The sequence below is a fragment of the Rathayibacter rubneri genome, assembly GCF_023743255.1.
Classification (GTDB): domain Bacteria; phylum Actinomycetota; class Actinomycetes; order Actinomycetales; family Microbacteriaceae; genus Rathayibacter; species Rathayibacter rubneri.
The window spans coordinates 1-24,070 of the sequence record NZ_JAMRYM010000034.1; the positions used below are offsets into that span (position 1 = coordinate 1).

A 24,070-nucleotide genomic window follows, 5' to 3' on the forward strand; every position below is an offset into this window, starting at 1 on the left:
CCCCCACCCGAATCGCGGAACCGCCCCTCCGGTCCCGCAGCGCACCACCCCCGAGCGGGACCGCACCCGAAGCGGCTCCGCACCGCACCACCCGATGAGCGGGGCCGCACCCGAGGCGGCCCCGCTCTCCACACCGTCGAGGAGGCGGAGGACATGACGCTCACGGACACCCCCGCTGCCGCCGCTCCTGCCGCCGCCACCGCCGCACCGCGCTCCCCCCGGCGCCTGCGCACCGCGCTGGTCTGGACCGCCTCCGTCCTCCTCGTCGGTCTCGTCGCCCTCGGCCTCCTCTTCCAGGCCTCCGGCGGCCGCTGGTTCATCGTGCAGACCCCGTCGATGGGAACCTTCGCCCCGGTCGGCACGCTCGTCCTCACCACGCCTACCGCGATCGAGGACGTCCGCGTCGGCGACGTCGTCAGCTTCCACCCCTCCACCACCCCCGACGAGACCTACACCCACCGCGTGGTCGAGATCGCCCCCGAGGGCACCCTCGTCACCCAGGGCGACATCAACGGAGCCGTCGACCCGTGGGCCACCGGCCAGGAGCAGCTGATCGGAGTCGTCACCACGTCGCTCCCCGGCGTCGGCTGGCTCGCCAAGGCGCTCCCCCTCCTCCTCGCCGGCGCCGTCCTGGTGCAGCTGCTCACCCGCCTGCTGCCCTCGCCCACGCACCGCGCGGCGATGCGGATCCTCGGCCTCTCGCTGGTCGCCTCGATCACCGTCTTCCTCCTGCGCCCCTTCGTCGGCCTGGTGGTCCTCGAGGCCACCGTCTCGAACGGCGTCACCGACGCCGTGCTCGTGTCGACCGGGCTGCTGCCCATCCGCGTCAGCGCGGAGGGCGCCGCCCCGGCGGACCTGGTCTCGGGCGAGGTCGGACGGCTGAAGGTCCCCGCGAACGATCAGGACTGGTACAGCGTCTCCTCCGCTCTGCACCTGCCCGTCTGGGGCTGGATCGTGTTCGCGCTGCTGTGCGCCCTGCCCCTGATCTACACGTTCGCGATCGGGCTGCCCGCCGCGACCGAGCACACCGGAGAGCACGGCCGCCGCGCCGCCGCGAAGGAGGCGGCCCGATGAGCCGTCACCGCGTCGTCCGGGTCCCGCTCCTCGCCCGCCTCCGCTCCGCTCTCGCGCAGCCCCGGAAGGCCGCCGCGGCCGTCGCCGTCGCCGCCCTCGCCGGCGCGCTCCTGCTCACGCCCGCGACCTCCGGCGCGTACACCGCCTCCATCACGAACTCGAACAACAAGGTCGGCAGCGCCGCGGCGTTCTTCACCTGCGATGCGGCCTACGCCGCCGACCGCGGCGCCGCGCTGTTCTCGTACACGCTGGCGCAGGCCTCCGGATCCTCCACCGCCGCGGACACCGACTCGGGTGCCTACACCGGCTACTACCAGGGCACGATGACCAGCTCGCCCGTCACCCCGAAGGCGTGCCCGCGCGATGCGGGCGGATCCTGGCTGCTCAACGGCACGACGAACCACCTCACGAACCAGCTGCAGCTGAACAACCCCACGACCTTCAGCACCGAGATCTGGTTCAAGACCACCGTCGCCGGCGGCAAGCTCTTCTCGTTCGGCGCCGGTCCCAGCGCCGGCGGCGGCCAGTACGACCGCCACACCTACATCGGGCGCGACGGGAAGCTCGTCTTCGGCATCTACAACTTCGGCGTCGAAGCACTGACGAGCCCGACCGCCGTGAACGACGGCAACTGGCACCACGTCGTCTCGACCCTCTCGCCGACCACCGGCATGACCCTCTACCTCGACGGGCAGCGGGTCGCCTCCAACACCGCCTACCGCAGCCCCGAGAACACCACCGGCTACTGGCGGATCGGCTACGACACCCTCGGCGGCTCCTGGCCCAACGTCGGCTCCGCCTACTTCAGCGGCAGCCTCCGCTACGCCGCGGTCTACTCCACCGCGCTCACCCAGACCCAGGTCCAGAACCACTACACCGCCGGACGCGCGACCTGACGTCGGACGAGGACGGCGGGCGGCGCGACCACCGAGCGCGGGATCAGGACAGGCTGACGCCGATCAGCGGAGGCAGGATCAGCGCGGACAGCTGCACGATCACTCCGTTCGCGCCGGCGCCCAGGGCGATCGCGGCCAGCGTCTTCGGGGCTCCGCGGCGCGAGACGCCGACGACGCCCAGGATCGTCGTCAGCGCCGCGAGGATCAGCTGGGCGATCCCGATGACGATGAAGACGGCCCCGATCTCGGTGGCGTCGAGCCCCCCGCGGTAGGCGAGCACCGGCACGATCGTCGTGAGGCAGACCTGGACGATCTGGCTGATCGTCAGGATCACCGCCAGGGCGAACGCGATCAGACCGGGCAGGTTGCGGCGCCGCGGCGCGGGAGCGGTGGGGGTCACGGACCGAGCCTAGGCGGGCTCCGGAGGAGGCCGTGTACCCTTGTCCGTTTCGACGAGAGGGATCCACCATGACCGAGACAGCGGTCGCGACCGACTCCGCGCCCCCCACCCGGAGACTCGCTCCGTGGGTCTTCTGGCCCGCCGCGGTCCTGATCCTGGCGATCGTCGCCTTCGCGCTCCTCGCGCCGGGCACGGCGACGGAGGTGTTCGCCTCGCTCCAGACCACCGTGGTGAACACCTTCAGCTGGTACTACGTGCTGATCGCCGCCGCGTTCGTGGCCTTCGCGATCTGGATGGGCGTCAGCCGCTTCGGCGACATCAAGCTCGGCAAGGACGACGACGAGCCGGAGTTCTCGATGGTCGCCTGGATCGCCCTCCTCTTCGCCGCGGGCATGGGCATCGGCCTCGTCTTCTACGGCGTCGCCGAGCCGCTCACCCACTTCGCGAACCCGCGGCCCGGAGTGACCGGCACCGAGCAGCAGCTGGCGCAGAGCGCCCTCTCGCAGACCTTCCTGCACTGGGGCGTGCACGCCTGGGCCATCTACGTGGTCGTCGGCCTCGCTCTCGCCTACGCGATCCACCGCCGGGGCCGCCCCGTGTCGATCCGCTGGGCCCTCGAGCCGCTGCTCGGGCGACGGGTGCGCGGCGGCTGGGGCAACGCGATCGACGTCGTCGCCCTGATCGGCACGGTGTTCGGAGTCGCGACCTCGCTCGGTCTCGGAGTGACGCAGATCTCGGCCGGGCTCGAGTCGATCGGCCTCGTGGAGTCCTCGCTCACCGTCCAGCTCGTCGTCATCGCCGTGGTGACCGGAGCGACGATCCTCTCGCTCGTGTCGGGCGTGGGGAAGGGCATGAAGTGGCTGTCCTCGGGGAATCTGATCCTGGCGGCAGCTCTCCTCGTCTTCGTGCTGTTCGCCGGTCCGACCGAGTTCCTCCTGCGCGAGTTCGTCCAGTCGATCGGCAACTACCTGCAGAACTTCATCGGCCTCTCGTTCACCGTGAGCGCGTTCGCCGGCCAGCAGGGCGAGCTGTGGCAGGCCAGCTGGACGACGTTCTACTGGGGCTGGTGGATGTCGTGGGCGCCGTTCGTGGGCATCTTCATCGCCCGCGTCTCGAAGGGCCGCACGGTGCGCGAGTTCGTCGCCGGAGTGCTCCTGGTGCCGACGATCATGACGTTCCTCTGGTTCAGCGTTCTCGGCGGAACGGCCCTGCAGCGCGAGCTCGTCGGAGGCGGCGGGCTCGTCGGAGCCGACGGTGCGGTCGACTCCGACATCGCCCTGTTCCAGATGCTGGGCGATCTGCCCGCGGGCGCGGTGCTGACCGTCGGGGCGATCCTCCTGATCGGCGTCTTCTTCGTCACCTCGGCCGACTCCGGCGCCCTCGTCATGGCGATGATCGCCACCGGCGGCTCCGTCGAGCCGAAGAACTCGGTGCGGGTGTTCTTCGCCCTGGCGACGGCGCTGCTCGCGATCGCGCTGCTGATCGCCGGCGGGCTCGACGCCCTGCAGACCGCCGCGATCCTCTCGGCGCTGCCGTTCAGCGTCGTGATGATCCTGATGTGCGTCGCCACGGTGATCGCGTTCCGCCGCGAGCTGCGGGCCTACGACAGGGCACGGCGATCCGCGTTCGTCGGCGACATCGGCCGCTTCTACGGACTCGAGGTGGAGGAGCCGACCGAGCGGGAGCCGCAGCCGCTGCTCAAGCGGGTGCTGCGACGCGGTCGCTGACCCCTCGCGCCCGGCCGCGCCGGGGCCCTAGCGTGGAGGGATGGCACTGACGCTCCCGGAACCCCGGCTCCCCTCCCTCCTCGACTCCCCCGTTCTGAAGTGGGGGATCCTGGCCCCGGGCGGCATCGCCACCAGCTTCGTCGAGGCGCTGCGGAAGCACACGCGCCAGGAGGTCGTCGCCGTCGGCTCGCGCTCGCTCGAGCGCGCGCAGGAGTTCGCGAGCCGCTTCGGGATCGCCCGCGCGTCCGCCGGCTACGAGGCCGTCGTGAACGACCCCGAGGTCGACGTCGTCTACGTAGCATCCCCGCACTCGGAGCACGCGCGGCAGGCGCTGCTCGCGATCGCCGCGGGCAAGCACATCCTGGTGGAGAAGCCGTTCGCGCCCACTCCGGGCGAGGCCGAGATGATCGTGCACGCCGCCCGCGACGCCGGGGTTTTCGCGATGGAGGCGATGTGGATGCGCTACCTCCCGCACATGGACGTGGTGCGCCGCCTGATGGAGGACGGCGCCGTCGGGGCGCCCGCCCTGGTCTCGGCCGACTTCGGGGCGGCGTTCCCCTTCGATCCGACGAGCCGGATCTTCGACCCCGCACTCGCGGGCGGCGGGCTGCTCGACGTCGGCGTCTACGCGTCCTCGTTCGTCTCGATGATCGCCGGCACTCCGCAGAGCACCGTCGTCTCGGGCGGCCTCACCAGCACCGGAGTCGACGCGACCGCGACGATCGTCGGCCGCCACGCGGGCGGCGTGCAGTCGCTCGCCACCTCGACCGTGCTGGCCGACACACTGCAGGCCGCGAGCGTCGCGGGCAGCGAGGGCCGGATCGACGTGCATCCCGCGTTCTGGCGTCCGGGCGGAGTGACGCTCACGCGCGGGGAGGACTCCGGCACCTGGCTCGACGAGTCGCCGCTGCGCGCCGGCGAGGGGCTGGCGTGGGAGGCGGTGCACCTCGCGACCTTCCTGGCCGAGGGGCGCACGGAGTCGCCGCTGCATCCGCTGGACGAGGTCGTGCAGACGGTGCGCACGCTCGACGACGCGCGCCGGCGCATCGGGGTGGCGGTCTAGGGCACTCGAGTCCCCCGCCCCCGTGCGGGGCGGTGCACCATCTGCAGGGGTGTGCACCATCTGCAGGGGTGCGCACCATCTGCAGGGGTGTGCACCATCTGCAGGGGATCCTGCCGGTAGCGGACGAGCACCCGCGGCGGGAAGCGCTTCCTCCTCCGGATCCCCTGCACATCGCACGGATCCCCCTGCAGACGGTACGGAAGCCCGCAGACGGCGCACGGACCTGCAGACGGTACGAAGGCCTGCAGGGGTGTGCACCATCTGCAGGGGATCCTGCCGGTAGCGGACGAGCATCCGCGGCGGGAAGCGCTTCCTCCTCCGGATCCCCTGCACATCGCACGGATCCCCCTGCAGACGGTACGGAAGCCCGCAGACGGCGCACGAACCTGCAGACGGTACGAAGGCCTGCAGGGGTGTGCACCATCTGCAGGAGATCCTGCCGGTTGCGGACGAGCATCCGCGACGGGAAGCGCTTCCTCCTCCGAAAGGCCTGCAGATCGTACGGAGGCCTGCAGACGGCGCGCAGTCCCGCAGACGGTGCGCACGCTCGACGACGCGCGCCGGCGCATCGGGGTGGCGGTCTAGGCCGGCAGCTCCACGCGGAACGCGGTGCGGCCGGGCTCGGAGTCGACGAGCACGCGTCCGCCGTGCGCCTCGACGACCGCGGAGACGATCGCGAGACCCAGCCCCGTGGATCCGGTCGTCCGGGCGCGCGAGGAGTCGCCGCGGGCGAAGCGCTCGAACAGCACGGGGACGAGCTCGGGGGCGATGCCGGGCCCGGAGTCGGTGACCGTCACGACCGCGATCGGCCGCCCCCGGTCGTCGTGCTCCTCGGCGAGCGCCGCCACGACCCGCGTGCCGGGAGGGGTGTGCACGGTCGCGTTCCGCAGCAGGTTCGCCACCACCTGGTGCAGACGGAAGCCGTCGCCGCGGATCTCGACCGGCTCCTCCGGCAGCTCGAGGTCCCAGTCGTGGTCGGGGCCGGCGACGTGGGCGTCCGAGACCGCCTCGATCAGCAGCATCGTCAGGTCCACCGGCTCCTTCTCGAGGTCGCGGCCCTCGTCGAGCCGGGCGAGGAGCAGCAGGTCCTCGACGAGCGAGGTCATCCGGGTCGCGGCCGACTCGATGCGGTCGAGGGAGTAGGCGGCGGCCCCGGACACCTCGGCGTCGCCGCGGCGGGGCAGCTCGGCGTAGCCGCGGATCGCGGCCAGCGGCGTGCGCAGCTCGTGCGAGGCGTCGGCGACGAACTGCCGCACCTTGCTCTCGCTCGCCTCGCGCGACTGGAGGGCCGCGGTGACGTGGTCGAGCATGCGGTTGAAGGCGGCGCCCACGCGGCCGACCTCGGTGCGGGTGTCGGCGTCCTCCTCCGGGACGCGCTCGACGAGCTCCACCGCACCGCGCTCGAGCGGCAGCTCGGCGACGCGGGTCGCGGTCGCCTCGACGCGGTCGAGCGGTCGGAGGGCGAGGCGGATGATCGCCGTGGCGAGGAGGGCGACCAGCAGCATCGCGAGCAGGGTGATCGCGACGACCACCGCGGTCAGCGAGCCGAGGACCTCCGTCGTCCCGCCCAGCGGCACGCCCACGACGACGACGGAGCCGTCCACGACGGCCGCCTGCGTCCGGTACGCGCCGAGGGCGCCGCCGAGATCGACCGTCGTCTCGTCTCCCCCGGCCGCGACCGCCTGCGCGAGGACCGAGTCGGGCTCCTCCGCGAACTGGCGGCAGTCGCCGTCGCCGTCGATGTAGGCGCCGACGAAGGAGCCGTCGCCGCCGCGCACCGCCGTGATCGTGCTGAGGTTCTGGCTCGGGCCGCCGAACGAGTCGTCGGGGCACGAGGTCGCGCGCTCGATGCCCGAGGGGCCGGCGAACGGGCCCGGGCCGTCGAACTCCTGCAGCCGCTTCAGCGACTGCGAGAGCTGCGTGTCCGTGCTCTCGTAGAGGATCCCGCGCAGCGACAGCACGCTCACCGCGCCGACCACTCCGGCGGTGATCGCCACCATCAGGACGACGGCGAGCACCATCCGGCGCCGCAGCGTCCACGGCGCACGCCGGCCGGATCGCCCGGCACGGGAGCCGCGCAGCGCCGATCGGGTCGCGAAATCGCCGAAGCCGGAGCGGGAGGCCACTAGTCGGCGGGCTTCAGCAGGTAGCCGGCGCCGCGCACCGTGTGGATCATCGGCGCGCGCCCGGCGTCGATCTTCTTCCGGAGGTACGAGATGTAGATCTCGACGACGCTCGACTTGCCGCCGAAGTCGTACGACCAGACGCGGTCGAGGATCTGCGCCTTGCTGAGCACCCGGCGGGGGTTCCGCATCAGGAAGCGCAGCAGCTCGAACTCGGTCGCAGTCAGCTCGATGGAGGTGTCGCCGCGGCGCACCTCGTGGCTGTCCTCGTCGAGCTCGAGGTCGCCGACGACCACGCGGGGGTCGTCGGCGTCGTTCGCGAGCAGAGTGCTGCGGCGGATGAGGCCGCGCATCCGGGCCACGAGCTCCTCGAGCGAGAAGGGCTTGGTCACGTAGTCGTCGCCGCCCGCGGTCAGCCCCGCGATGCGGTCGTCGAGCGCGTCCTTGGCCGTGAGGAAGAGCACGGGCGTCTGGCTGCCGTCGGCGCGCACCCGCTGCAGCACCTGCAGCCCGTCGATGTCGGGGAGCATCACGTCGAGCACGATCACGTCGGGCCGGAACTCGCGCGCGAGGGTGATCGCCGAGCGGCCCTCGGCCGCGGTGCGCACCTCCCAGCCCTCGTAGCGCAGAGCCATCTGCAGCAGGTCGGTCAGGGTGCTCTCGTCGTCGACGACGAGGACGCGGATCGGGGATCCGTCGGCGCGCTTCAGGCGGGCGCGCTGAGCGGGGGCGAGGTGCTTCGAGGGAGCGGGGGTGGGCATGCCTCCCAGTATCGGGAGGTTCCCTATGACTCGGCTATGGACGGCCGATGTCGTCGCCGTGCGCGTCCGGTGCCGCGACGCCGGCCTTCTCCGGCTCCTCGACCGCCGCCGAGCGGGCGTAGCCGCGCACGCGCCGGTCGATGAAGGTCGCGAACCACAGCAGCACGCCGATCACGAGCAGCACCGCGGCGATCTCGTACTGGGCGATGTCGCGCCCCGACGTGATCGGCAGCACCAGGTAGACGCAGGCGAGGGCGCCGATCACGGGCAGCGCGGTGGGGGTGCGGAAGTGGGAGTGCTCGACGGGCTGCCTGCGCAGCACGAGGACCGAGACGTTGACCACCGCGAAGACCGCGAGGAGCAGGAGCGACGTGGTGCCGCCGAGCAGGACCGCGATGGGGTTCTGCGTGTCGCGCGACACGTAGGCGGTGAGCAGCAGAGCGATGACGGTGGTGAAGAGGATCGCCGCCCACGGCGTGCGGCGCCCGGGCAGCACGTTCTTGAGGAACGGCGGGAGGACGCCCTGCTTGCTCATGCCGTAGAGCAGCCGGCTCGCCATCATCATGTTGATCAGCGCGCTGTTGGCCACGGCGAACAGCGAGATGAACGGCAGCAGGGTCGAGATCGGGAAGTCGGGCGCCGCGGTCTCGACGACCGTGACGAGCGGAGTGTCGTTGCCGGCGAGCTCGCCGACGGGCACGATCGCGACGGCGAGGGTCGAGACGAGGATGTAGACCACGGCCGTGATGCCGAGCCCGGTGAGCATCACCTTCGGGAAGATGCGGCTGGGCTCCTTGGTCTCCTCCGCCATGTTGACCGAGTCCTCGAAGCCCACCATCGCGAAGAACGCGAGCGAGGTGGCCGTGCTCACCGCGAGCAGCAGCGACTTGTCGCCCGACGTCTCGAACGCGACGACCCGCGAGAAGTCGGCCTGCCCGCCGAAGACGGCGAAGAAGCAGACGAAGATCACGAGCAGCAGGCCCGAGAGCTCGATCAGCGTCAGCACGACGTTCAGGCCCACGCTCTCGGCGACCCCGCGGAGGTTCACCAGCGCGATCAGCACCATGAAGACCAGCGCGATCGTGATCTTGACGCCGGCCCCCTCGCCCAGGCCGAAGCCGATCGCGAAGTTGCTCGCGAACGCTCCGGATGCGGCGGACGCCGACGTGATACCGCTCGCCATCACCGTGAAGCAGACGAGGAAGGTGATGAAGTGGATGCCGAACGCCTTGTGCGCGTAGAGCGCGGCTCCGGCCGCCTGCGGGAACTTGGTCACGAGCTCGAGGTACGAGCAGGCGGTGAGCGTCGCGACGACGAACGCGATGAGGAACGGCAGCCACGCCGCTCCCCCGACCTCGGCCGCGACCTGCCCGGTGAGAGCGTAGATGCCCGTCCCGAGGATGTCGCCGACCACGAACAGGAGCAGGAGCTTGGGCCCGAGGACCCGCTTCAGCTCGGGCGGGGCGGTGGTCTTCTCGCGTGTCGCAGTCATGATCGGCGCCTCCGTCGGCTCGTTCCGGATGAGCGCGAGCCTAGGACCGCGACGGGCGCGGGGGGAAGGGTGCGGGAACGACGGAGCGCCGGGACCCGCGAGGATCCCGGCGCTCCGTGAGACGCTCCGCTCTACAGGACGCCGGCGCCCACGGGGACGGAGATGGTCGTCGACGCGGACAGGGTGCGGTCGGGGAACGCGATCGACAGGCTCACCGGGAAGCTGGCGAGAGCGTTGACGCCGAGACCGGAGTTGGTGCCGGCGAGGCCGAACTGCACCGGGATGTTCAGCGTGCCGTTGGACGCGACCGTGAAGGTCTGCTGCGACGTGTAGGACGTGGTCGGGATGCCGACGTTCTGTCCCAGAGCCCTCTGGTAGACGACCGAGCGGCTTCCCGTCGGGGTCAGGGCGCCGTTGTACTGGCGGACGCCGAAGCCGCGGGCGGTGCCCACCGTGATGTTGATGCCGGCCGGGCGGCTCACGACGATCGTGACCACGCCGGTCTCGCCCGCGATCGCTCCGGCGCCGTTCGTGAGCGTGAACTGCGTGGGGACGGTGACGAGGGCACCGGCGGTGACCGTCGTCTGCGTGTCGATGATGTTCAGGGTCAGCAGGCTCGTGGTCGACGCGGTCCACGCGAGCGACGCGGTGTTGACGGACGCGGCGGCCATCGGTGCGGCGACCGCCACGGCGACGACGGGGACGCTCCAGGCGGCGGACTTGGTGAGACTGCGGCGGGAGATGGAGTTCTCGGGCACGTGTTCCCTTTCGGAGGAAGGAGGTCGGAGGGCGGCAGTGCGGTGATCACCCCACGTCCGTAGGGGAAAGGTAGGGAGAGGCCGGGTCCGGCTCCACGCCTCCGCCCGGAGCGACGATTCCTCGACTCCACTGCGTCTGGTGGTTTCCTGAGAGCCCGCTGGTGCGCGCGATCGGGGGGTTCCGCGTCATCCCGCGGCAGTCGCCCGACGATCGCCCGCGGCACCTCGGCGCACCGCCCTTCACCCTCGACCGGGGGCGCCTCGATCCGGCTCGCCGACCTGGCGCGGAACAGCGCCCCCGTGTCGGAGGGGGGCGGTCGGCGGCCCCGCTTCATAGGCGACCCACAAGCGACCGAGACGGAGCGCAGAAGCGGCGTCCCTACCGTCGGGGAACCGGGCGGACCACTCCGCTCCGCGTCCCGCTCCCGGGGCGCCGCTCCCCCGACACGAAGGACACGATGTTCGCCACCTACCTCCGACGAGAGCTCGTGAACCGGCGACGGCAGACGATCGTCGTCGCCGCCGGCACCGCCCTCGCCATCGCCCTCGTCCTGCTCGTCTCCGCGTTCTCCTCCGGGGTGCGGAACGCGCAGGCGTCCGTCCTCGACTCCGTCTACGGAGTGGGCACCGACATCACCGTGACGCAGGCCGCCGCCGCACCCGCCGCGGGCGACGGCGGCCAGCGGTTCGACTTCGGCGAGGCCGACGGCACGACCCAGGACGGCACGACCTCCGTCAGCCAGTCGCGCCTCGAGGTCGACCGCGGCACGACGGCGTTCGACGCGTCCGCCATCGCCACGGCGCTCGGCGTCGAGGGCGTGCAGACCGCGATCGGGGTGCTCTCCCTCACCAGCACGACGTTCTCGGGCGAGCTGCCCGATCGCGGCGCCGCCGCCGCACCGGGCGATGCCACGGCGGGCGAGGCTCCCGCGGGCGGTCCCGACGGCGCGGGCGGCTCCTCCTTCGGCGTCGACTCGTTCTCGGTGCTCGGCCTCGACCCGGCGGGCAGCGCGATCGGGCCCCTCGCCGATGTGGTCCTGACCGACGGGCGGACGTTCACCGCGGAGGACGCGGGGCAGGACGTGGTCGTGCTCGACTCCTCCTACGCCACGACCGCGGCGCTGACGGTCGGCTCGACCGTCGACATCGGCGGCACCGCGTTCAGCGTGGTCGGCATCGTGACGACGGACTCGCCCGACGCGAGCACCGCCTCCGACGCCTACCTCCCCCTCGACGTCGCCCAGACGCTCTCGGGCGAGGCCGGGCTGATCTCGTCCGTGTACGTGCAGGCCGGCTCCGCCGACGACATCACGAGGATCCAGTCGGACCTCGAGAGCGCACTGCCCGACAGCACCGTCTCGACGCAGGCCGACCTCGCCTCCACCGTGTCGGGGTCCCTGTCGACCGCGGGCGACCTCGTCGCGAACCTCGGCACCTGGCTGTCGCTGCTCGTGCTGGCCGCCGCGTTCGGGATCGCCTCGCTCTTCACGCTCTCGGGAGTCGCCCGCCGCACCCGCGAGTTCGGCACCCTGAAGGCGATCGGCTGGTCCAACGGCGCCCTCGTGCGCCAGGTGGCGGGAGAGTCGGTCGTGCAGGGGCTGATCGGAGGCGCCGTCGGCATCGCCCTCGGCCTCGCCGGCATCGCGATCGTGAACGCCGTCGCGCCGACCCTCTCGGGCTCCTCCCCGGCGAGCGCCGCAGCGGGACCCGGAGGAGGGTTCGGGCCGGGAGCCGCGCCGACGACCACCGAGGTCGCGCTCGCACTGCCGATCACCGTCCCGGTGATCCTCCTCGCCGTCGGGCTGTCGATCCTCGGCGGTGTCCTCGCCGGCTCGCTCGGCGGCTGGCGGGCCGCGCGCCTGCGCCCCGCCGCGGCACTCCGCTCCGTCGGCTGACACCCCTCTCCCCCTCGATCAGAAGGACGACATGTACACCCTCACGAACGTCACCAAGAGCTACACGGGCACGACGACCGCGGTCACCGCGCTGAAGGACGTCACCCTCACCATCCCGGACGGCCAGATGGTCGCGATCCAGGGTCCGACCGGCGGGGGCAAGTCGACGCTGCTGCAGATGCTCGGCGCCCTCGACCGGCCCACCTCGGGCACCGTCGTGCTCGGCGAGCACGAGATCTCGTCGGCGGGCGACCGCCGGCTCGCGGCGATTCGGGCGTCGGAGGTGGGCATCGTGTTCCAGAGCTTCAACCTGATCCCCACGCTCACCGCGCTCGAGAACGTCGAGACGGCGCTGGCCCCGCAGAGGATCGGAGCCGCGAGGCGGTCGGAGCGCGCGCGGGCCGCTCTCGCCTCCGTCGGCCTCGCGGACCGGGCCGACCACCTGCCGGCGCAGCTGTCGGGCGGTCAGCAGCAGCGCGTCGCCATCGCGCGCGCCCTGGTCAAGGAGCCGTCGGTGCTGCTCGCCGACGAGCCGACCGGCGCGCTCGACGAGGACACCCGGGACGACATCATGACCCTGCTGGAGTCGCTCTGGACGAGCCTGGGGCTGACGCTGGTGATCGTGACGCACGACTCCGCCGTGGCCCGGCGCGCCCAGCGGCGGCTGCACCTGAAGGGCGGCCGCGTGACGGAGGCGGCGTGACCGAGGCGCCGTGACGCCGGCAGAAGCTCAGCCGAGACCGGGTGTCGGCCACCACCGTGGCCGACACCTCTTCTCAGGGGAGGTTCCACTCGGGAGTCAGACGGCCCGCTTGCGGAGGAATGCCAGCGCCCGGGTCCAGGAGTCGGCCGCCGCCTCGGGCACGTACGTGCCGTCGTTCGAGTCGTTGAAGAAGGCGTGCCCGGCGCCGGGGTAGACGACGACCTCGACGTCCTTGCCGGCCGTCGCCTCGCGGACCCGCGGCACCTGCTCGACGAGCGGCGCGTCCTGGTCGCCCACGAACGCCAGCACTCCGACCTCGAGCGCGGCCAGCTCCTCGTCGGAGGCCGTGACGTGCCCGTAGAACGGGACCGCCGCCGCCAGCCGCGGCTCCGCGAGCGCGAGCGCCCAGCTGAACGTGCCGCCGTAGCAGAACCCGGTGATGGAGACGCTCGTGACGCCGTCCTCGCTCAGCAGCCGGGTGACGAGCGCGCGGAGGATCGCGATGCTCCGCTTCGCGTGCTCGGGAGTGAACACGGGCGCGAAGAAGGTGCGCAGCTCGACCTGCCGCGGGAGCCGCCGCACCGGGTGGTCGTAGTCGGCCCGCTGCTCGGTGTCGAGCTGCTCGAGCAGTCCGCTCTCGGCCAGCAGCTCGGGCGCGACGACCCGGAACCCCTCGGCCGCGTACCGGTCGGCGACCGAGCGGATGTGCCCGTCCACACCCCACACCTCGTGGATCAGGATGAGCGCGTGCTCGCCGTCACCGCTCCGGTACAGGGGGACGTCGTGGTCGGCCAGGGTCCAGGTCTCATCGCTCGTGGGCATCCCTGCACGATAGCGGCGCGCCCCGAGAGGGGGACGCGTGCTTGCTGAGCGGGAGTCCTGCTTGACTGGGCGGATGGAGGAGGACGAGCGGCGGCGCAAGCGCTTCCGGCTGATCGCGACGACCGCGGTGGTCGTGACCGTCATCGTGGTGGGGCACCTCGCGGTGTTCCTGCTGCTGGGGGTGTGAGGGGACGGTCCGGGCTCCCGTCTTCTCGCCTCCGTCTCGGTGAACGCCCCTCCTCTGCGCGCATCGACGGAGGGGTGACCGAAGCGTTCCAGGGGACCGGAGAAGGCGCACGCGCTCCCGGCACCGCCCTCACCGGCGTCCGACCCGCTGTCACGCCGCGAGCGCGGCAAGCGCAGCGAGCGAGAGATATCGGGCCGCGACCCCGACCATCAGAACGGCTCCGCTGAGGTTCAGAAGAGCCTCCCCGAGCTTCTCCCGATCACAACCGACGGCGAACGTGCCGATCACGCAGAGGACGACGCACGCCTCGAAGACGATCAGCAGCGGATTGCTCGACAGCACTCCCGCGAGATCGCCGTGCACCAGCGAGGAGAACGCTCGAGTCGCGCCGCACGCCGGGCAGGGAACGCCCGTCCATTCGCGGAACGCGCAGGGCGGGAACAGCGTGGACTCGTACGGGTCCGTCTCCAGGACCGCGACCGCGAGCACGAGGTGGCCCACTCCAGCGATGGACAGAGAGCAGAACGCGCCGCAGAGCCAGACCGGATCGATGCGACGTGTGGAAGCGACGACAGCTGCCCGTCGGCCGCGCCAGGGCATCGATCAACCCATCCTCGTGAGCATTCGCGCGGGAAGGCTGAGAACGGCGTAGCCCAGCGCGCAGCCGAGGAAGGCGAGTCCGCCGGCCCAGTCCGGCGCGTACGGGAAAGAGGCGTCACTCTCGCTCGCGAAGAAGATCAGAACTTGAAGCCAGAGCGCGATGATCTGCACCGCTATACCGGAGAGCACGACCATCAGGACGGGAGCCACCCGGAATGCCACGCCGAGGAAGATCGCGGCGAGCACACCGGCCGCGAGGACCGGCACCTGCGGCACGGCCATCATGCTGTAGCCGAAGGGGGATGCGATGAAATCGAGGAGCATGACGCCGCTCAGGAACGCTATCCCGCCGAGCGGTGAGACCAGTCGGAAGAGTCCGGCGAAAGCCACTCCGGCGGCGAGAGCCGCCACGTAGGTCAGATAGATCGCGGCGACCTCCCAGCCCGAGGAGAGACGTTGAACGATCAGCAGGACACTCACCACGTAGCTGCAGCCGGAGAGGATCCAGTCCCTTCCGTCCAGTAGAGGTGGAACGACGGTCAGCCCGCAGATGAGCCCGATCACCAGAGCGAACGTGAAGACGACGGCGCCCGGCAGATCCGAAGCGACGTCTGACCACAATCCCAACGCGGCGATCGCGACGAGGACCGGCTTGATCCACAGCCAGGTACTCTCCGGCTCGCTGTATCCGTCTCGACCCGAGACCATGACGACCACGCCGATGATGACGCCTGCAATGGTTCCGCCGATCACCAGCGAGATGAGGATCTCCTCGAATCCGTACGGCGCGACCAGAAGGAGGTCCGCATCCGGCGCCGAGGCGATCACGATGCCGCATCACAGGTCGGGTGGGACGATCGGAACCAGGATTCTCGTGTCACTTCCGACCGTCGTCTCGGAACTCGCGCATGGCCTGAACCTGGATGTCGATCGCTCGCCTCGTCCTCGCTTCGCGGCGCTTGCGCACGGCACGCCTCAGCAGGAAGACCCACAGGGCGGAGAGCGCGAAGATGGCGAAGCAGAGGGCGGGGAGCAGGAGCCCTGCGGCAGCGCTCGAAGCGCTGCTCGCGAGGATGACGTGGTGAGAGAACATTGCTGGAGATTCCGTTCCGTGAGGTGACAGGAGTGCGTGCAGGTGATGGCGCAGATGCTCTTCGATCAGGTGCGACTGCGATGTCGACTCGCTGGACGTCCGCCAGGATGCCGACCGTCGCCGTTCCCGAAGCCGCGGGTGATCATGCGACGGTCCCGACGTCTGCACTCTCCGCAGTGCCGAGCAGCGTCTCCAAGGCACTCGTCGAGATCGGCCAACCGATCTCGCTCGCGACGGCACGGCAGTAGGCCCAGCACCTCGCTATCGCCTCGTGCGCCTCGTCGTCGATGAACTCCACGGCCGCGACCCCCTGCAGTGAGCCGGCTGCCGTCAGAACGTCGTAGGCCACGCCGACCGTCTGAAGAGGTAGACCCGTCTCGCCACTCACCGTGCTGACGAAATCCACTCGATCAGCGAAGTCGCGATGATGGATCGCCTGGCGGACGACGGTGGCGAGGTCGCCGTTCCCTGGCAGCACCAGCGGTTCTCCGATTCGCAGGAAAGCATCGCGGACCAGGTTCGGTGCGGCGAGGTCCACCTCGAACAGGTACGGCATCCTGGTGTCGTAGGCGTAGCGCTCGTGCATGATCTTGCGACGCTGACTGTCGTGCGTGACGGCGAGTCGGGTGCCCGCCAAGGCGTACCGCAACGCCGTGGTCAGCGAGCCGAAACCGAGGCCGGCCGGATCGACACCCGTCATCTCGCGTACGAGAGGCGCGGCCGTCTGCATGTCCAGACCGCGGTTCCCCGTCATGTCCACCACTTCGTAGAGCCGCCCGCCCGGCTGGCACACGGCGTGGATCGCGTCGGCGTAGCTCTCGCGCGCGGCCGCCCCTGACTGCGTGGCAGCGCTGCTGCTCTCAGCGGGCGACCCTGGTTGCTCGATCGGAACAAGCTCGCACTGGAGTTCTCGACGGAGGAACTGCGACAGGTTCGCGGCACCGAGCGACTTCCAATCCAGATGCCAGGACCGCCGCAACTCCAACGAGATGGTGGTCAGATGCTGCTGCCGGACGGCGTAGCCCACCGCTGTCTTCGTCGCGAAGTGCGGGTTGGCCTCGAACAGCTGCTCGAGGAGCGCCTTCATCCGAGTCGCGTCCAGGACCGGGAGGAGGGTGGTCGGAGAATCGGTGACGGATGCGGACGGCCCCGAAGGAGCATCAGGTCGAACGATGCTCCTGTGCAGCCCTTTCTCGAGAAGAGCGGCGAAGTTCTTGAATCCGAGCGTCTGGGAGTCGAAGGGCTGATGGGCTCGGATCCGTTGCGCCAAGGAGCCGAGCAGACGTCCGTCGAGGTCGTCCTGATTCACCATGAAACGCCGATCCTCTCTCAAGACCTTCTCGAGTGCGCGACCGACCTCGAGCAGGGCAGGTGAGCTGGATTGCTCAGCGGAAGCACGTCCGGCGGGCCGCGGGATCTGCTCGGGCACCGGCGCCTTCGGGGCGGTGTCCGAGATACGCAGCTCGATGACGTGATCGACGTTGTTCCTCAGCCCTTCACTCATTCGCAGATTCGGACGATCCAGAGAGGCGGCGAGAACGAATTTCCCCTGCCTGCGCAGCCGTCGAGCGAGTGGGATGTAGCCACCGTCGCAACTGACGATGACGAACGTCTCTATCGCCGGCTGCGTGAAAGCCATCTCCATCGCGTCGACGATGAGCTCGATGTCAGCGGCGTTCTTCACTGGTTCGTGCATTGCATGGACGTTGATGGCCTCGACCGCCGTTCTGTCCAGCTCCCGCTTGATCCGCGACAGTTGCGGCTTGCCCCAGTTCGCGTAGGCGCGGATCGTGACGGCACTCGATCCGAGATCGAGTCTCTCCGTGTGACCGAGAGCTTCTTCGACAAGCCGTCGTAACGAGATGTCGGGTATCACTCCGCCGTATCCTTCGATGAGATTCTCAAGATCGATAAGCAGCGCGACAGTTCGTCGCGTAACTCCTGATGCCATGGGCCCCTCTCCGGTCCAGCGCTTTTCCGGTCATGCTAGCGCTCGCCGGAATTCGAATGAACATGATGTCTCCTGCGATCGGTCGTCGTCATTCCGGGCACGATCGATCGAGGGAGTGTCATCTCGAATGCGCTTCGACACCTCAGGGAATCAGCGACGCCGCCTATTCGAAGGCCGTGTCCTGTGATCGCCCGACGGCACGGGACGGCCTCCGATGACGAGGACGCCGACAGCGGCCTCGAGCACGTCGTCCGTGATCGTCACGACCTCCTCCACCTCTGCGGCGACGGCACCGCCTTCGCCGCCCCGGTCATCGGACCCGACGGCTGCGGCGTCGCCACCTGCAGCGGGCTCTTCGCCGCCCTGCGTCCCTTCGACGATTCGGCGATGATCGGCCGGATGATCGCCTTTTCCGCACCCTGCGGCAGGTCACCCCAGGATCAGCAAGAGGAACGTCGTCGAGGAGCATTGCGGCGCGATCCGCGTCGAGGTCAGAGACGAATCGGCACAGTGATTCAGCCGCCTCTCGTAATGAGCCGCCTGGGAGCCGGGGCTCAATGGACTCGATCTCCCTCGAAGGCGGGAATGTCACAGGTAGCGGGCCGCCAGTACTTTGTGCCGTGACAATCAATTCCTCGGAGGGGATGCAGATGTTTCGAAGACCTGGTCCGACTCCTCCGAGCGGGACGTCGCTCGCTTCGACGGTGGTGCAGAGTGTGTCTGCTCACGCTGAGGAGAGCGACGGACGACTCGGCGCATGGACCGACGTCACTGCTCGATCCGAATCGGCGATGTCAGGATTTCTCGACGACATCGCCGCAGCGGCGACGGGCGACGTCGGCGTCTCGGCTGACGTCACCGAGCCGGACGACGGCACTCGGCCATGACGACACCCCGGAGAACCCCGCGAGCCGAGCTCGTCGCGTGGGTGACGGCAGTCGGTCCTCTCGCGATCGCCTTGTTCATCACGCTTCTCCACTCCGTGGTGACCGCGACGATCCTCGTCGATCAGATCCCGGGAGGGGACGCCGGGCTCGCAACGACGCCGGCACTGGAGTCCGCGTACCGGACCATGAGCTGGTCGTTCCCGGCCTTCGTCGGAGTCACCGTGATCGGAGTCGTCGGGCCGCTCGTCGCTCAGCGACGGACTCGACGAGGAACGGGATCTCGATGAGGGAGCGCACCACCGGAATCGATGACCAGCTCGGCCCACTCGCCTCATGAGGTGCCCGACGACCACGCGGGCATCGGACGCGGGAGCCGAATCCGTGCCCTTCGACGCTCGGATCGGTCGACGCTCTGCAGGACGCCTTCGGGGCTCGGTACGGTGACCGCATGGACGACGACGAACGTCAGAACCTGGTCGCACGTGCCGAGATCGTCAGCGCCTACATCAGAGCCCTCGCGGACCCGGAGAAGCTGGTGCGGGTGTGCGCGAACGCCTCGGGAGACCGCGACGACGAGAGGGCGGCCGTCGCCGCAGAGTTCGGGGTCGGCGACATGGTGGCCACCGCGATCCTCGACCTCCAGGTGAGGCGCTTCACGCCGAGGTCGATCGAGCAGATGCGGAACGAGCTGGCCGACATCGAGCGTCGGCTGGCCGAGCTCGACCGCCAGTAGGACGATCCACGACCGGACGCCCGCCGGACCGGCCTCGTCGGAGTCGGGGCTCGCGTGCCGGGCAGGCCGGAGGACTCGTCTCGGCACCGGGATGCGCGGGACATGATCGCAGTCGCTCCGAGCCGTCCGTGCAAGGGTCGACCGGGACTGCTCCGTCCTGCGAGGAGGCTTCCTCATGTCGCGAGACCCGAACCGTCACCGAGGTCGCGAACAGCTAGCATCCGAGTGCCGTCGACCTTCGGCGCCTCCGATCGAAAGAGCACCAGTGCCTCGCCGTCGCCGCCTTCCTCTGCTCGTTCTCACCGTCACCGCGGCGCTGCTCGGCGGTGCTGTCGCGCCACTCGCCTCCGCAGCGCCCGACTCCACGGTCACCGACACCGTTCGCCTGTCGCCGCCGCGTCCGGTCGACGGCAGGACGGTCCCCCTCGGAGACGCGGTCGGCGCCGTGGACGGGAACTTCCAGTTCGTCCCGCGGGGGAAGGACCCTGCGGCGGGCACTGCGTCGGGAACCATCACCATCTCGGGATCGGTCACCGTCGCCGACGGGGCCGGCGGCAGCGGGCCTCTCCCGTTCGGTGTCCAGCCCTTCGTGTCGCTGTACAACTGGGACGGCTTCCAGATCCGGAGTTCGACGTCGGCCGACTTCTCGTTCTCGGCGCCGGCCGGTGCCACCTACTTCCTCCTCGCCGGTGCCGGATTCGGACAGCCCTACGCCCGGACCTGGTTCGGCGGCACGCCGATCCCCGCGCGATCACCGGGGATCACGGCGAGCACCACCGACGCCGACATCACCCTGCTGCCCGGGGGTTCCGTGACGGGGACCGTCGGTGCACCCGCTGCCGCGACCGGCACGCGCCCCTACTCCGCCGAGGCGTGGCTCCTGGAGGAGGGCACGGACTCCGCCTGGCCGATGGGCTCGGGATACCTGAACATCCAGGGAGGCGGAACCTCGCCGTTCCAGATCACGGGCCTGCCCGCAGGGCGCTATCTCGTCCGCGCGCTGGAGAGCACGTCCTCGGCCACCGCGCCGGCGAGCGCCGACGCCTTCTGGCGGACCTCGGAGAACGCGACGACCGCCACGCCTGTGACCGTCGGCGCGGGAACGACGACCGGCATCGACCTCGCGCTGGAGGCGTACGAGTCGACGACGGCCCGGATCTCGGGAACCGATCGGTACGCGACGTCCGTCGCCGCGACGCGCAGCTTCTTCACTCCCGGCATCCCCGTGCTCTACGTCGCGAGCGGTGCGAAGTGGCCCGACGCGCTCAGCGCAGGACCGGCCGCTTCGGTGCAGGGCGGAGCGCTCCTGCTCACCGATCCCGACGGTGTGCCGTCCGTGGTCCGCGACGAGATCGTGCGGCTCGCGCCGGAGCGTGTGGTCGTGGTCGGCAGCCCCGCCACGGTGAGCACCGCCGTGTACGACGAACTCGCCGCGCTCACCCCCTCGATCCGCCGCATCGGCGGAACCGATCGGTACGCGACCTCGCAGCTCATCGTCGCGGACGCCTTCCGCGGCACGGACCGTCCGGAGGTGTTCCTCGCCACCGGCAACGACTTCCCGGATGCGCTCTCGATCGGCCCGGCAGCCGGCCGACGCGGCGCACCGGTCCTCCTCGTCGACGGCAAGCGCGACTCCGTCGACCAGGGCACAGCCGATGCCCTCGCACGGCTCGACGCCGACCGCACCGTGCTCCTCGGCCTCGAGCCGTCCATCTCGGACGGCATCCGCCTCGACCTCGTCGCACGCGGCCTCGCGGACGATCTGCGCCGCATCGGCGGCGAGAACCGCTACGACACCAGCGGTCAGATCAACGCGTTCTACGACGGCGGAGCGCTGGCGTCCAGCGCCTTCCTCGCCTCGGGAGAGGGCTTCGCCGATGCGCTCTCCGCCGGAACCGTCGCCGCCGCCATGGGAGCGCCCATCGTGCTCAGCCGCCCCTCCTGCGTCCCGCAGCAGGCCCTGACCGCTCTCGCCGTCAAGCACCGCTCCGACCTCCACCTCCTGGGCAGCCCGCTCACCCTCTCGGAGGCGGTAGCGCGCGCGACCCCGTGCTGACCGGCCGGCACTGACCGCTGATCCCCCAGCGACCGCGCCGCGCTCGCGCTCTCGCGATCGGAGACCGGCGAGGACCCCCGCTCGATCCGCGTCGACGGGGTCGGCCGCGCAAGGGTAGGGAACGGCCGATGCGAGTCGCACTCGCGATGACCGGCGGGCGCCGTCCGGCCCGAGCGGTGCTCGATCGTCAGGCGGAGACGTTGATGAAGTCGACGAGCGGGCGGACGGCGCGGAACACGGCGACGATCTCGTCGCGCGCGTCCTCGCTCTGCGCTCGGGACATCGGGAGCGGGTGGTTGGCGCAGAAGCCCTTCATCCGCAGGTACTCGATCGCCGGGTCCTCGGGGTCGTAGCCGCGCGGGGCGACCTTGAGCGTCTCCGGCGCGGTCAGCCCGTCCGGGAACGCGGCCGTCATCTCGTCGGACTCGACGAGGGAGAGCCAGCGGTCGTAGCGGTCGGAGATGCGGCGGCGCACGTCGTCGAGCAGGGGCGGGGCGGTGGTGAAGACGCCTCCGCCGGCGTAGGTGTTGCCGCGCTCGACATGGAAGTAGTACCCGGCGGAGCTCGTGGCGCCACCGACGCTGTTCAGGGAGATGAACGCGTCGGTCTTGTACGGCGGCTTGTTCCCCTTGGTGAAGCGCATGTCGCGGTGGGTGCGGCTGACGCAGCGAGCGGGGTCGGGATTCGCGTCGCGGACGCGCGGGTCGAAGTCGCTCGCCGCGGCGATGAGCTCCTGGGCGACGTCGACGAGGTTCTCGCGCATCGCGTCGTACGCGTCGCGGTGCGCCTCGAACCAGTCCTTCGAGTTGTTCTTCTCGAGCTGGGCGAAGTAGTCGTAGGTGGCGCGGTCGATCATCGGGCGTCCTCTCTCGTGCCGTCGAGGGGACCGTTGGGCAGGACGGACACAGTGACGTGCCCGCCGGGACGGTCGCCGACGAACGCGAGGGCGTCGTCGACCTCGTCCAGCGTGAAGGTGCGGTGCTGGAGGAACGAGAGATCGATGACCCCGCTGCCGAGGAGAGCGAGGAGGTCGTACATCTCGGCGCGGGTGGCGAAGCCGGTCCCGACGATCGGGGTGCTCGCAGCCATCGCCTCGGAGTAGGACCGGGTGATGTCGCCCACGGCGCCGCCTGCGGCGAGAGCGACGCTGCCGGAGGGGCGGACCGTGGCGACGAGCTCGTCGGTGGAGTTCGCGTCGCCGCCGACGCCGAGGCAGTCGTAGAGGACGTCGACGCCCAGGCCGGCCGTCCTCTCGCGCACCCAGGCGGTGGGGTCGGTGTCGTCCTCGCTGGAGAGCACGTCGATGCGCTCGGGGGCGAGCCTGCGGAGGAGTTCGAGCCGTTCGCGGTTGCGGCCGATGCCCAGGATGCGGGTGGCGCCGAGGGCGAGAGCGATCGCGACCGCGGCGACCCCGAGGGTGCCGGTGACGCCGTTGATCAGCACCGCTTTCCCGGGTGCGAACCGGGCGGCCATCAGGCCGTTGTAGGACGTGCCGAGGTAGCCCAGGCGCGAAGCGGTGAGGAAGTCGAGCGAGTCGGGCAGGAGGTGGATCTTCTCGTCCGGGGCGATCGTGTACTGCGCGAGGCCGCCGTCGCGCCACTGGTCGATGATCTCGCTCGAGCGCGGGCTGGTGCCCATGTAGCCGCGCATCGTGGCGAACGGGCAGCCGCCGCGGCCGCTGCGGCAGGCGTCGCAGGTCCCGCAGACTAAGAGCGGGTCGATCCAGACACGATCGCCGACCGAGAGGTTCAGCACGTGCTCGCCGACGGCGTCGACGGTGCCGGCGGCGTCGAGTCCGAAGACGTAGGGCATCGCGGGCAGCGAGAACGGCGTCTTCCCGTTCACGACGTTCCAGGAGTTGGGGACGAGGCCGCACGCGGCGACCTTCACCCGCACCTCCTTCGGTCCGGGCTCCGGCACGTCGGCGGTGCCCACTTCCAGCGGCGCACCGATCGCGACCATCCGGGCGACGTTCATGTCGGTCATGTCTCTCCAAGAGGTGTGCAGCGTGCCAGGACGAGCCGGGTGCAACGGCAACGGTACGAGTCGTACTGATGAGTTGTAGCGGGAGCGGCGGGAAACAAGACAGCCGCGTCCCGTTTCTCCCAGTCGGCTCGCAGCCAGGACGGGCTCGGCCCGTTCCCGGATCGGTACGATTGAGTACGATTCACGAGGAGGTCCGCATGGAGGACACCGCTGCCGCCCGGCCGCGCCGAGGACGCCCGCGCGCCGAGGACGCCGGCGAGGTGGACCGGCGCATCCTGGACGCCGCGACCGCCGTGATCCTCGAGAACGGGTACGGGCGCGCGACGATGGAGCAGATCGCGGACGCCGCTCGCGCCGGCAAGACGACCCTCTACAGCCGGTACCCCACGAAGGCCGACCTCTTCGCCGCGGTCGTGTCCCGCTCCAACGAGACCTTCGCCCTCGCGGACCGCTCGCCGGAATCCGGGGTTCCGCTGCGGGAGCGGGTGATCACCGCCGGCGAGGAGGTCGCCGACCTCACCCTGACTCCCGAGAGCATCGCCCTCATGCGGGCCACATCGGCCGAGAGCGAGACGTTCCCGGAGATCGCCCGCGAGGGCTTCCGCCTCGGGTTCGAGAACTGCGCGCGCCACGTCGCCCGCGCCCTCGCGGACGACGCGACGGAGGAGTCGATCGATGCGGCGATGCCGCTGGCGAAGCGCTTCGTGGAGCTCGCGCTGCACCCGCTCTACATGCACGCGTTCTTCGGCACCGACCTGGCCGAGCTGCGCGAGCGCTCCCGCGCCTGCGTGATCGAGGTCGCCGACCACCTGCTCGCGACGACGGAGCTGTCGTGACCGTCGTCGTCGGCCTCGTCGGCGGCG

22 protein-coding genes are annotated in these 24,070 nt (G+C 70.6%); 10 read left to right on the forward strand and 12 right to left on the reverse strand.

The window, feature by feature from the left end; genetic code table 11:
* The first annotated feature begins 153 nt into the window (after window positions 1–153).
* Together NB037_RS09535 and NB037_RS09540 are read left to right on the forward strand one after the other, a co-directional pair.
* The gene (locus NB037_RS09535) at window positions 154–1,074 is read left to right on the forward strand and encodes a signal peptidase I (protein WP_251945421.1); all 921 of its coding nucleotides are present in this window, start codon (window positions 154–156) and stop codon (window positions 1,072–1,074) included.
* Window positions 1,071–1,970: a LamG domain-containing protein gene (locus tag NB037_RS09540; protein ID WP_251945422.1), complete on the forward strand. Its 900-nt coding sequence runs from the start codon at window positions 1,071–1,073 to the stop codon at window positions 1,968–1,970. Before NB037_RS09535 ends, NB037_RS09540 begins: the two co-directional genes overlap by 4 nt.
* A 43-nt stretch (window positions 1,971–2,013) precedes the next feature.
* On the opposite strand, the gene NB037_RS09545 is transcribed toward NB037_RS09540, so the two are convergent.
* A complete protein-coding gene (locus NB037_RS09545) occupies window positions 2,014–2,370 on the reverse strand; it encodes a hypothetical protein (protein WP_251945423.1) in 357 nt (118 codons plus the stop codon).
* 68 nt (window positions 2,371–2,438) lie between these two features.
* On the opposite strand from NB037_RS09545, the gene NB037_RS09550 reads away from it, so the two are divergent.
* Window positions 2,439–4,097 carry a BCCT family transporter gene (locus tag NB037_RS09550; protein ID WP_251945424.1) on the forward strand — a complete coding sequence of 553 codons (1,659 nt, stop codon included), beginning with the start codon at window positions 2,439–2,441 and terminating at the stop codon, window positions 4,095–4,097.
* A 40-nt stretch (window positions 4,098–4,137) separates the two neighbouring features.
* Window positions 4,138–5,160: a Gfo/Idh/MocA family protein gene (locus NB037_RS09555; protein WP_251945425.1), complete on the forward strand. Its 1,023-nt coding sequence runs from the start codon at window positions 4,138–4,140 to the stop codon at window positions 5,158–5,160.
* A gap of 581 nt (window positions 5,161–5,741) precedes the next feature.
* Here the strand turns inward: NB037_RS09555 and NB037_RS09560 are convergent.
* The 4 genes from NB037_RS09560 to NB037_RS09575 form a co-directional block, all read right to left on the reverse strand.
* Window positions 5,742–7,181, reverse strand: coding sequence for a sensor histidine kinase (locus NB037_RS09560; protein ID WP_251945426.1), 1,440 nt, complete (start codon window positions 7,179–7,181; stop codon window positions 5,742–5,744).
* A gap of 104 nt (window positions 7,182–7,285) precedes the next feature.
* Entirely contained in the window at window positions 7,286–8,044 is a 759-nt protein-coding gene (locus NB037_RS09565) for a response regulator transcription factor (RefSeq protein ID WP_279308760.1), read from the reverse strand.
* 34 nt (window positions 8,045–8,078) lie between these two features.
* A complete protein-coding gene (locus NB037_RS09570) occupies window positions 8,079–9,536 on the reverse strand; it encodes an APC family permease (RefSeq protein WP_251945427.1) in 1,458 nt (485 codons plus the stop codon).
* Window positions 9,537–9,667: 131 nt separating this feature from the next.
* Window positions 9,668–10,294 (reverse strand): hypothetical protein, encoded by a 627-nt coding sequence (locus NB037_RS09575; protein WP_251945428.1) that lies wholly within the window; start codon window positions 10,292–10,294, stop codon window positions 9,668–9,670.
* A 458-nt stretch (window positions 10,295–10,752) separates the two neighbouring features.
* Between NB037_RS09575 and NB037_RS09580 the strand changes: the two genes are divergently transcribed.
* Both NB037_RS09580 and NB037_RS09585 read left to right on the forward strand, forming a co-directional pair.
* A complete protein-coding gene (locus NB037_RS09580; RefSeq protein ID WP_251945429.1) occupies window positions 10,753–12,189 on the forward strand; it encodes an ABC transporter permease in 1,437 nt (478 codons plus the stop codon).
* Window positions 12,190–12,220: 31 nt separating this feature from the next.
* The gene (locus tag NB037_RS09585) at window positions 12,221–12,892 is read left to right on the forward strand and encodes an ABC transporter ATP-binding protein (RefSeq protein ID WP_251945430.1); all 672 of its coding nucleotides are present in this window, start codon (window positions 12,221–12,223) and stop codon (window positions 12,890–12,892) included.
* A gap of 96 nt (window positions 12,893–12,988) precedes the next feature.
* On the opposite strand, the gene NB037_RS09590 is transcribed toward NB037_RS09585, so the two are convergent.
* The 5 genes from NB037_RS09590 to NB037_RS09610 form a co-directional block, all read right to left on the reverse strand.
* Window positions 12,989–13,714, reverse strand: coding sequence for a dienelactone hydrolase family protein (locus tag NB037_RS09590; protein ID WP_251945431.1), 726 nt, complete (start codon window positions 13,712–13,714; stop codon window positions 12,989–12,991).
* 337 nt (window positions 13,715–14,051) lie between these two features.
* Entirely contained in the window at window positions 14,052–14,402 is a 351-nt protein-coding gene (locus NB037_RS09595) for a DUF2752 domain-containing protein (protein WP_251945432.1), read from the reverse strand.
* Window positions 14,403–14,504: 102 nt separating this feature from the next.
* Window positions 14,505–15,329, reverse strand: coding sequence for a hypothetical protein (locus NB037_RS09600; RefSeq protein ID WP_251945433.1), 825 nt, complete (start codon window positions 15,327–15,329; stop codon window positions 14,505–14,507).
* A gap of 49 nt (window positions 15,330–15,378) precedes the next feature.
* On the reverse strand, window positions 15,379–15,594 hold the full coding sequence (locus NB037_RS09605) for a hypothetical protein (protein ID WP_251945434.1): 216 nt from the start codon (window positions 15,592–15,594) through the stop codon (window positions 15,379–15,381).
* A gap of 142 nt (window positions 15,595–15,736) precedes the next feature.
* Window positions 15,737–17,545, reverse strand: a complete 1,809-nt coding sequence (locus NB037_RS09610; protein ID WP_279308761.1) for an NYN domain-containing protein — start codon at window positions 17,543–17,545, stop codon at window positions 15,737–15,739.
* 183 nt (window positions 17,546–17,728) lie between these two features.
* Between NB037_RS09610 and NB037_RS09615 the strand changes: the two genes are divergently transcribed.
* From NB037_RS09615 to NB037_RS19865, 3 genes are all read left to right on the forward strand, one after another.
* Entirely contained in the window at window positions 17,729–18,169 is a 441-nt protein-coding gene (locus NB037_RS09615) for a hypothetical protein (protein WP_251945436.1), read from the forward strand.
* Between the two features lie 711 nt (window positions 18,170–18,880).
* Window positions 18,881–19,165 carry a hypothetical protein gene (locus NB037_RS09620; RefSeq protein WP_251945437.1) on the forward strand — a complete coding sequence of 95 codons (285 nt, stop codon included), beginning with the start codon at window positions 18,881–18,883 and terminating at the stop codon, window positions 19,163–19,165.
* 265 nt (window positions 19,166–19,430) lie between these two features.
* Window positions 19,431–21,221 (forward strand): cell wall-binding repeat-containing protein, encoded by a 1,791-nt coding sequence (locus NB037_RS19865; protein WP_251945438.1) that lies wholly within the window; start codon window positions 19,431–19,433, stop codon window positions 21,219–21,221.
* 187 nt (window positions 21,222–21,408) lie between these two features.
* On the opposite strand, the gene NB037_RS09630 is transcribed toward NB037_RS19865, so the two are convergent.
* The gene (locus tag NB037_RS09630; protein ID WP_251945439.1) at window positions 21,409–22,077 is read right to left on the reverse strand and encodes a DUF2461 domain-containing protein; all 669 of its coding nucleotides are present in this window, start codon (window positions 22,075–22,077) and stop codon (window positions 21,409–21,411) included.
* Window positions 22,074–23,207: an alcohol dehydrogenase catalytic domain-containing protein gene (locus NB037_RS09635; protein ID WP_251945440.1), complete on the reverse strand. Its 1,134-nt coding sequence runs from the start codon at window positions 23,205–23,207 to the stop codon at window positions 22,074–22,076. Before NB037_RS09635 ends, NB037_RS09630 begins: the two co-directional genes overlap by 4 nt.
* A gap of 197 nt (window positions 23,208–23,404) precedes the next feature.
* Here NB037_RS09635 and NB037_RS09640 point away from each other — a divergent pair, with 197 nt between their 5' ends.
* Entirely contained in the window at window positions 23,405–24,043 is a 639-nt protein-coding gene (locus tag NB037_RS09640) for a TetR/AcrR family transcriptional regulator (protein WP_251945441.1), read from the forward strand.
* Window positions 24,044–24,070 lie beyond the last annotated feature (27 nt).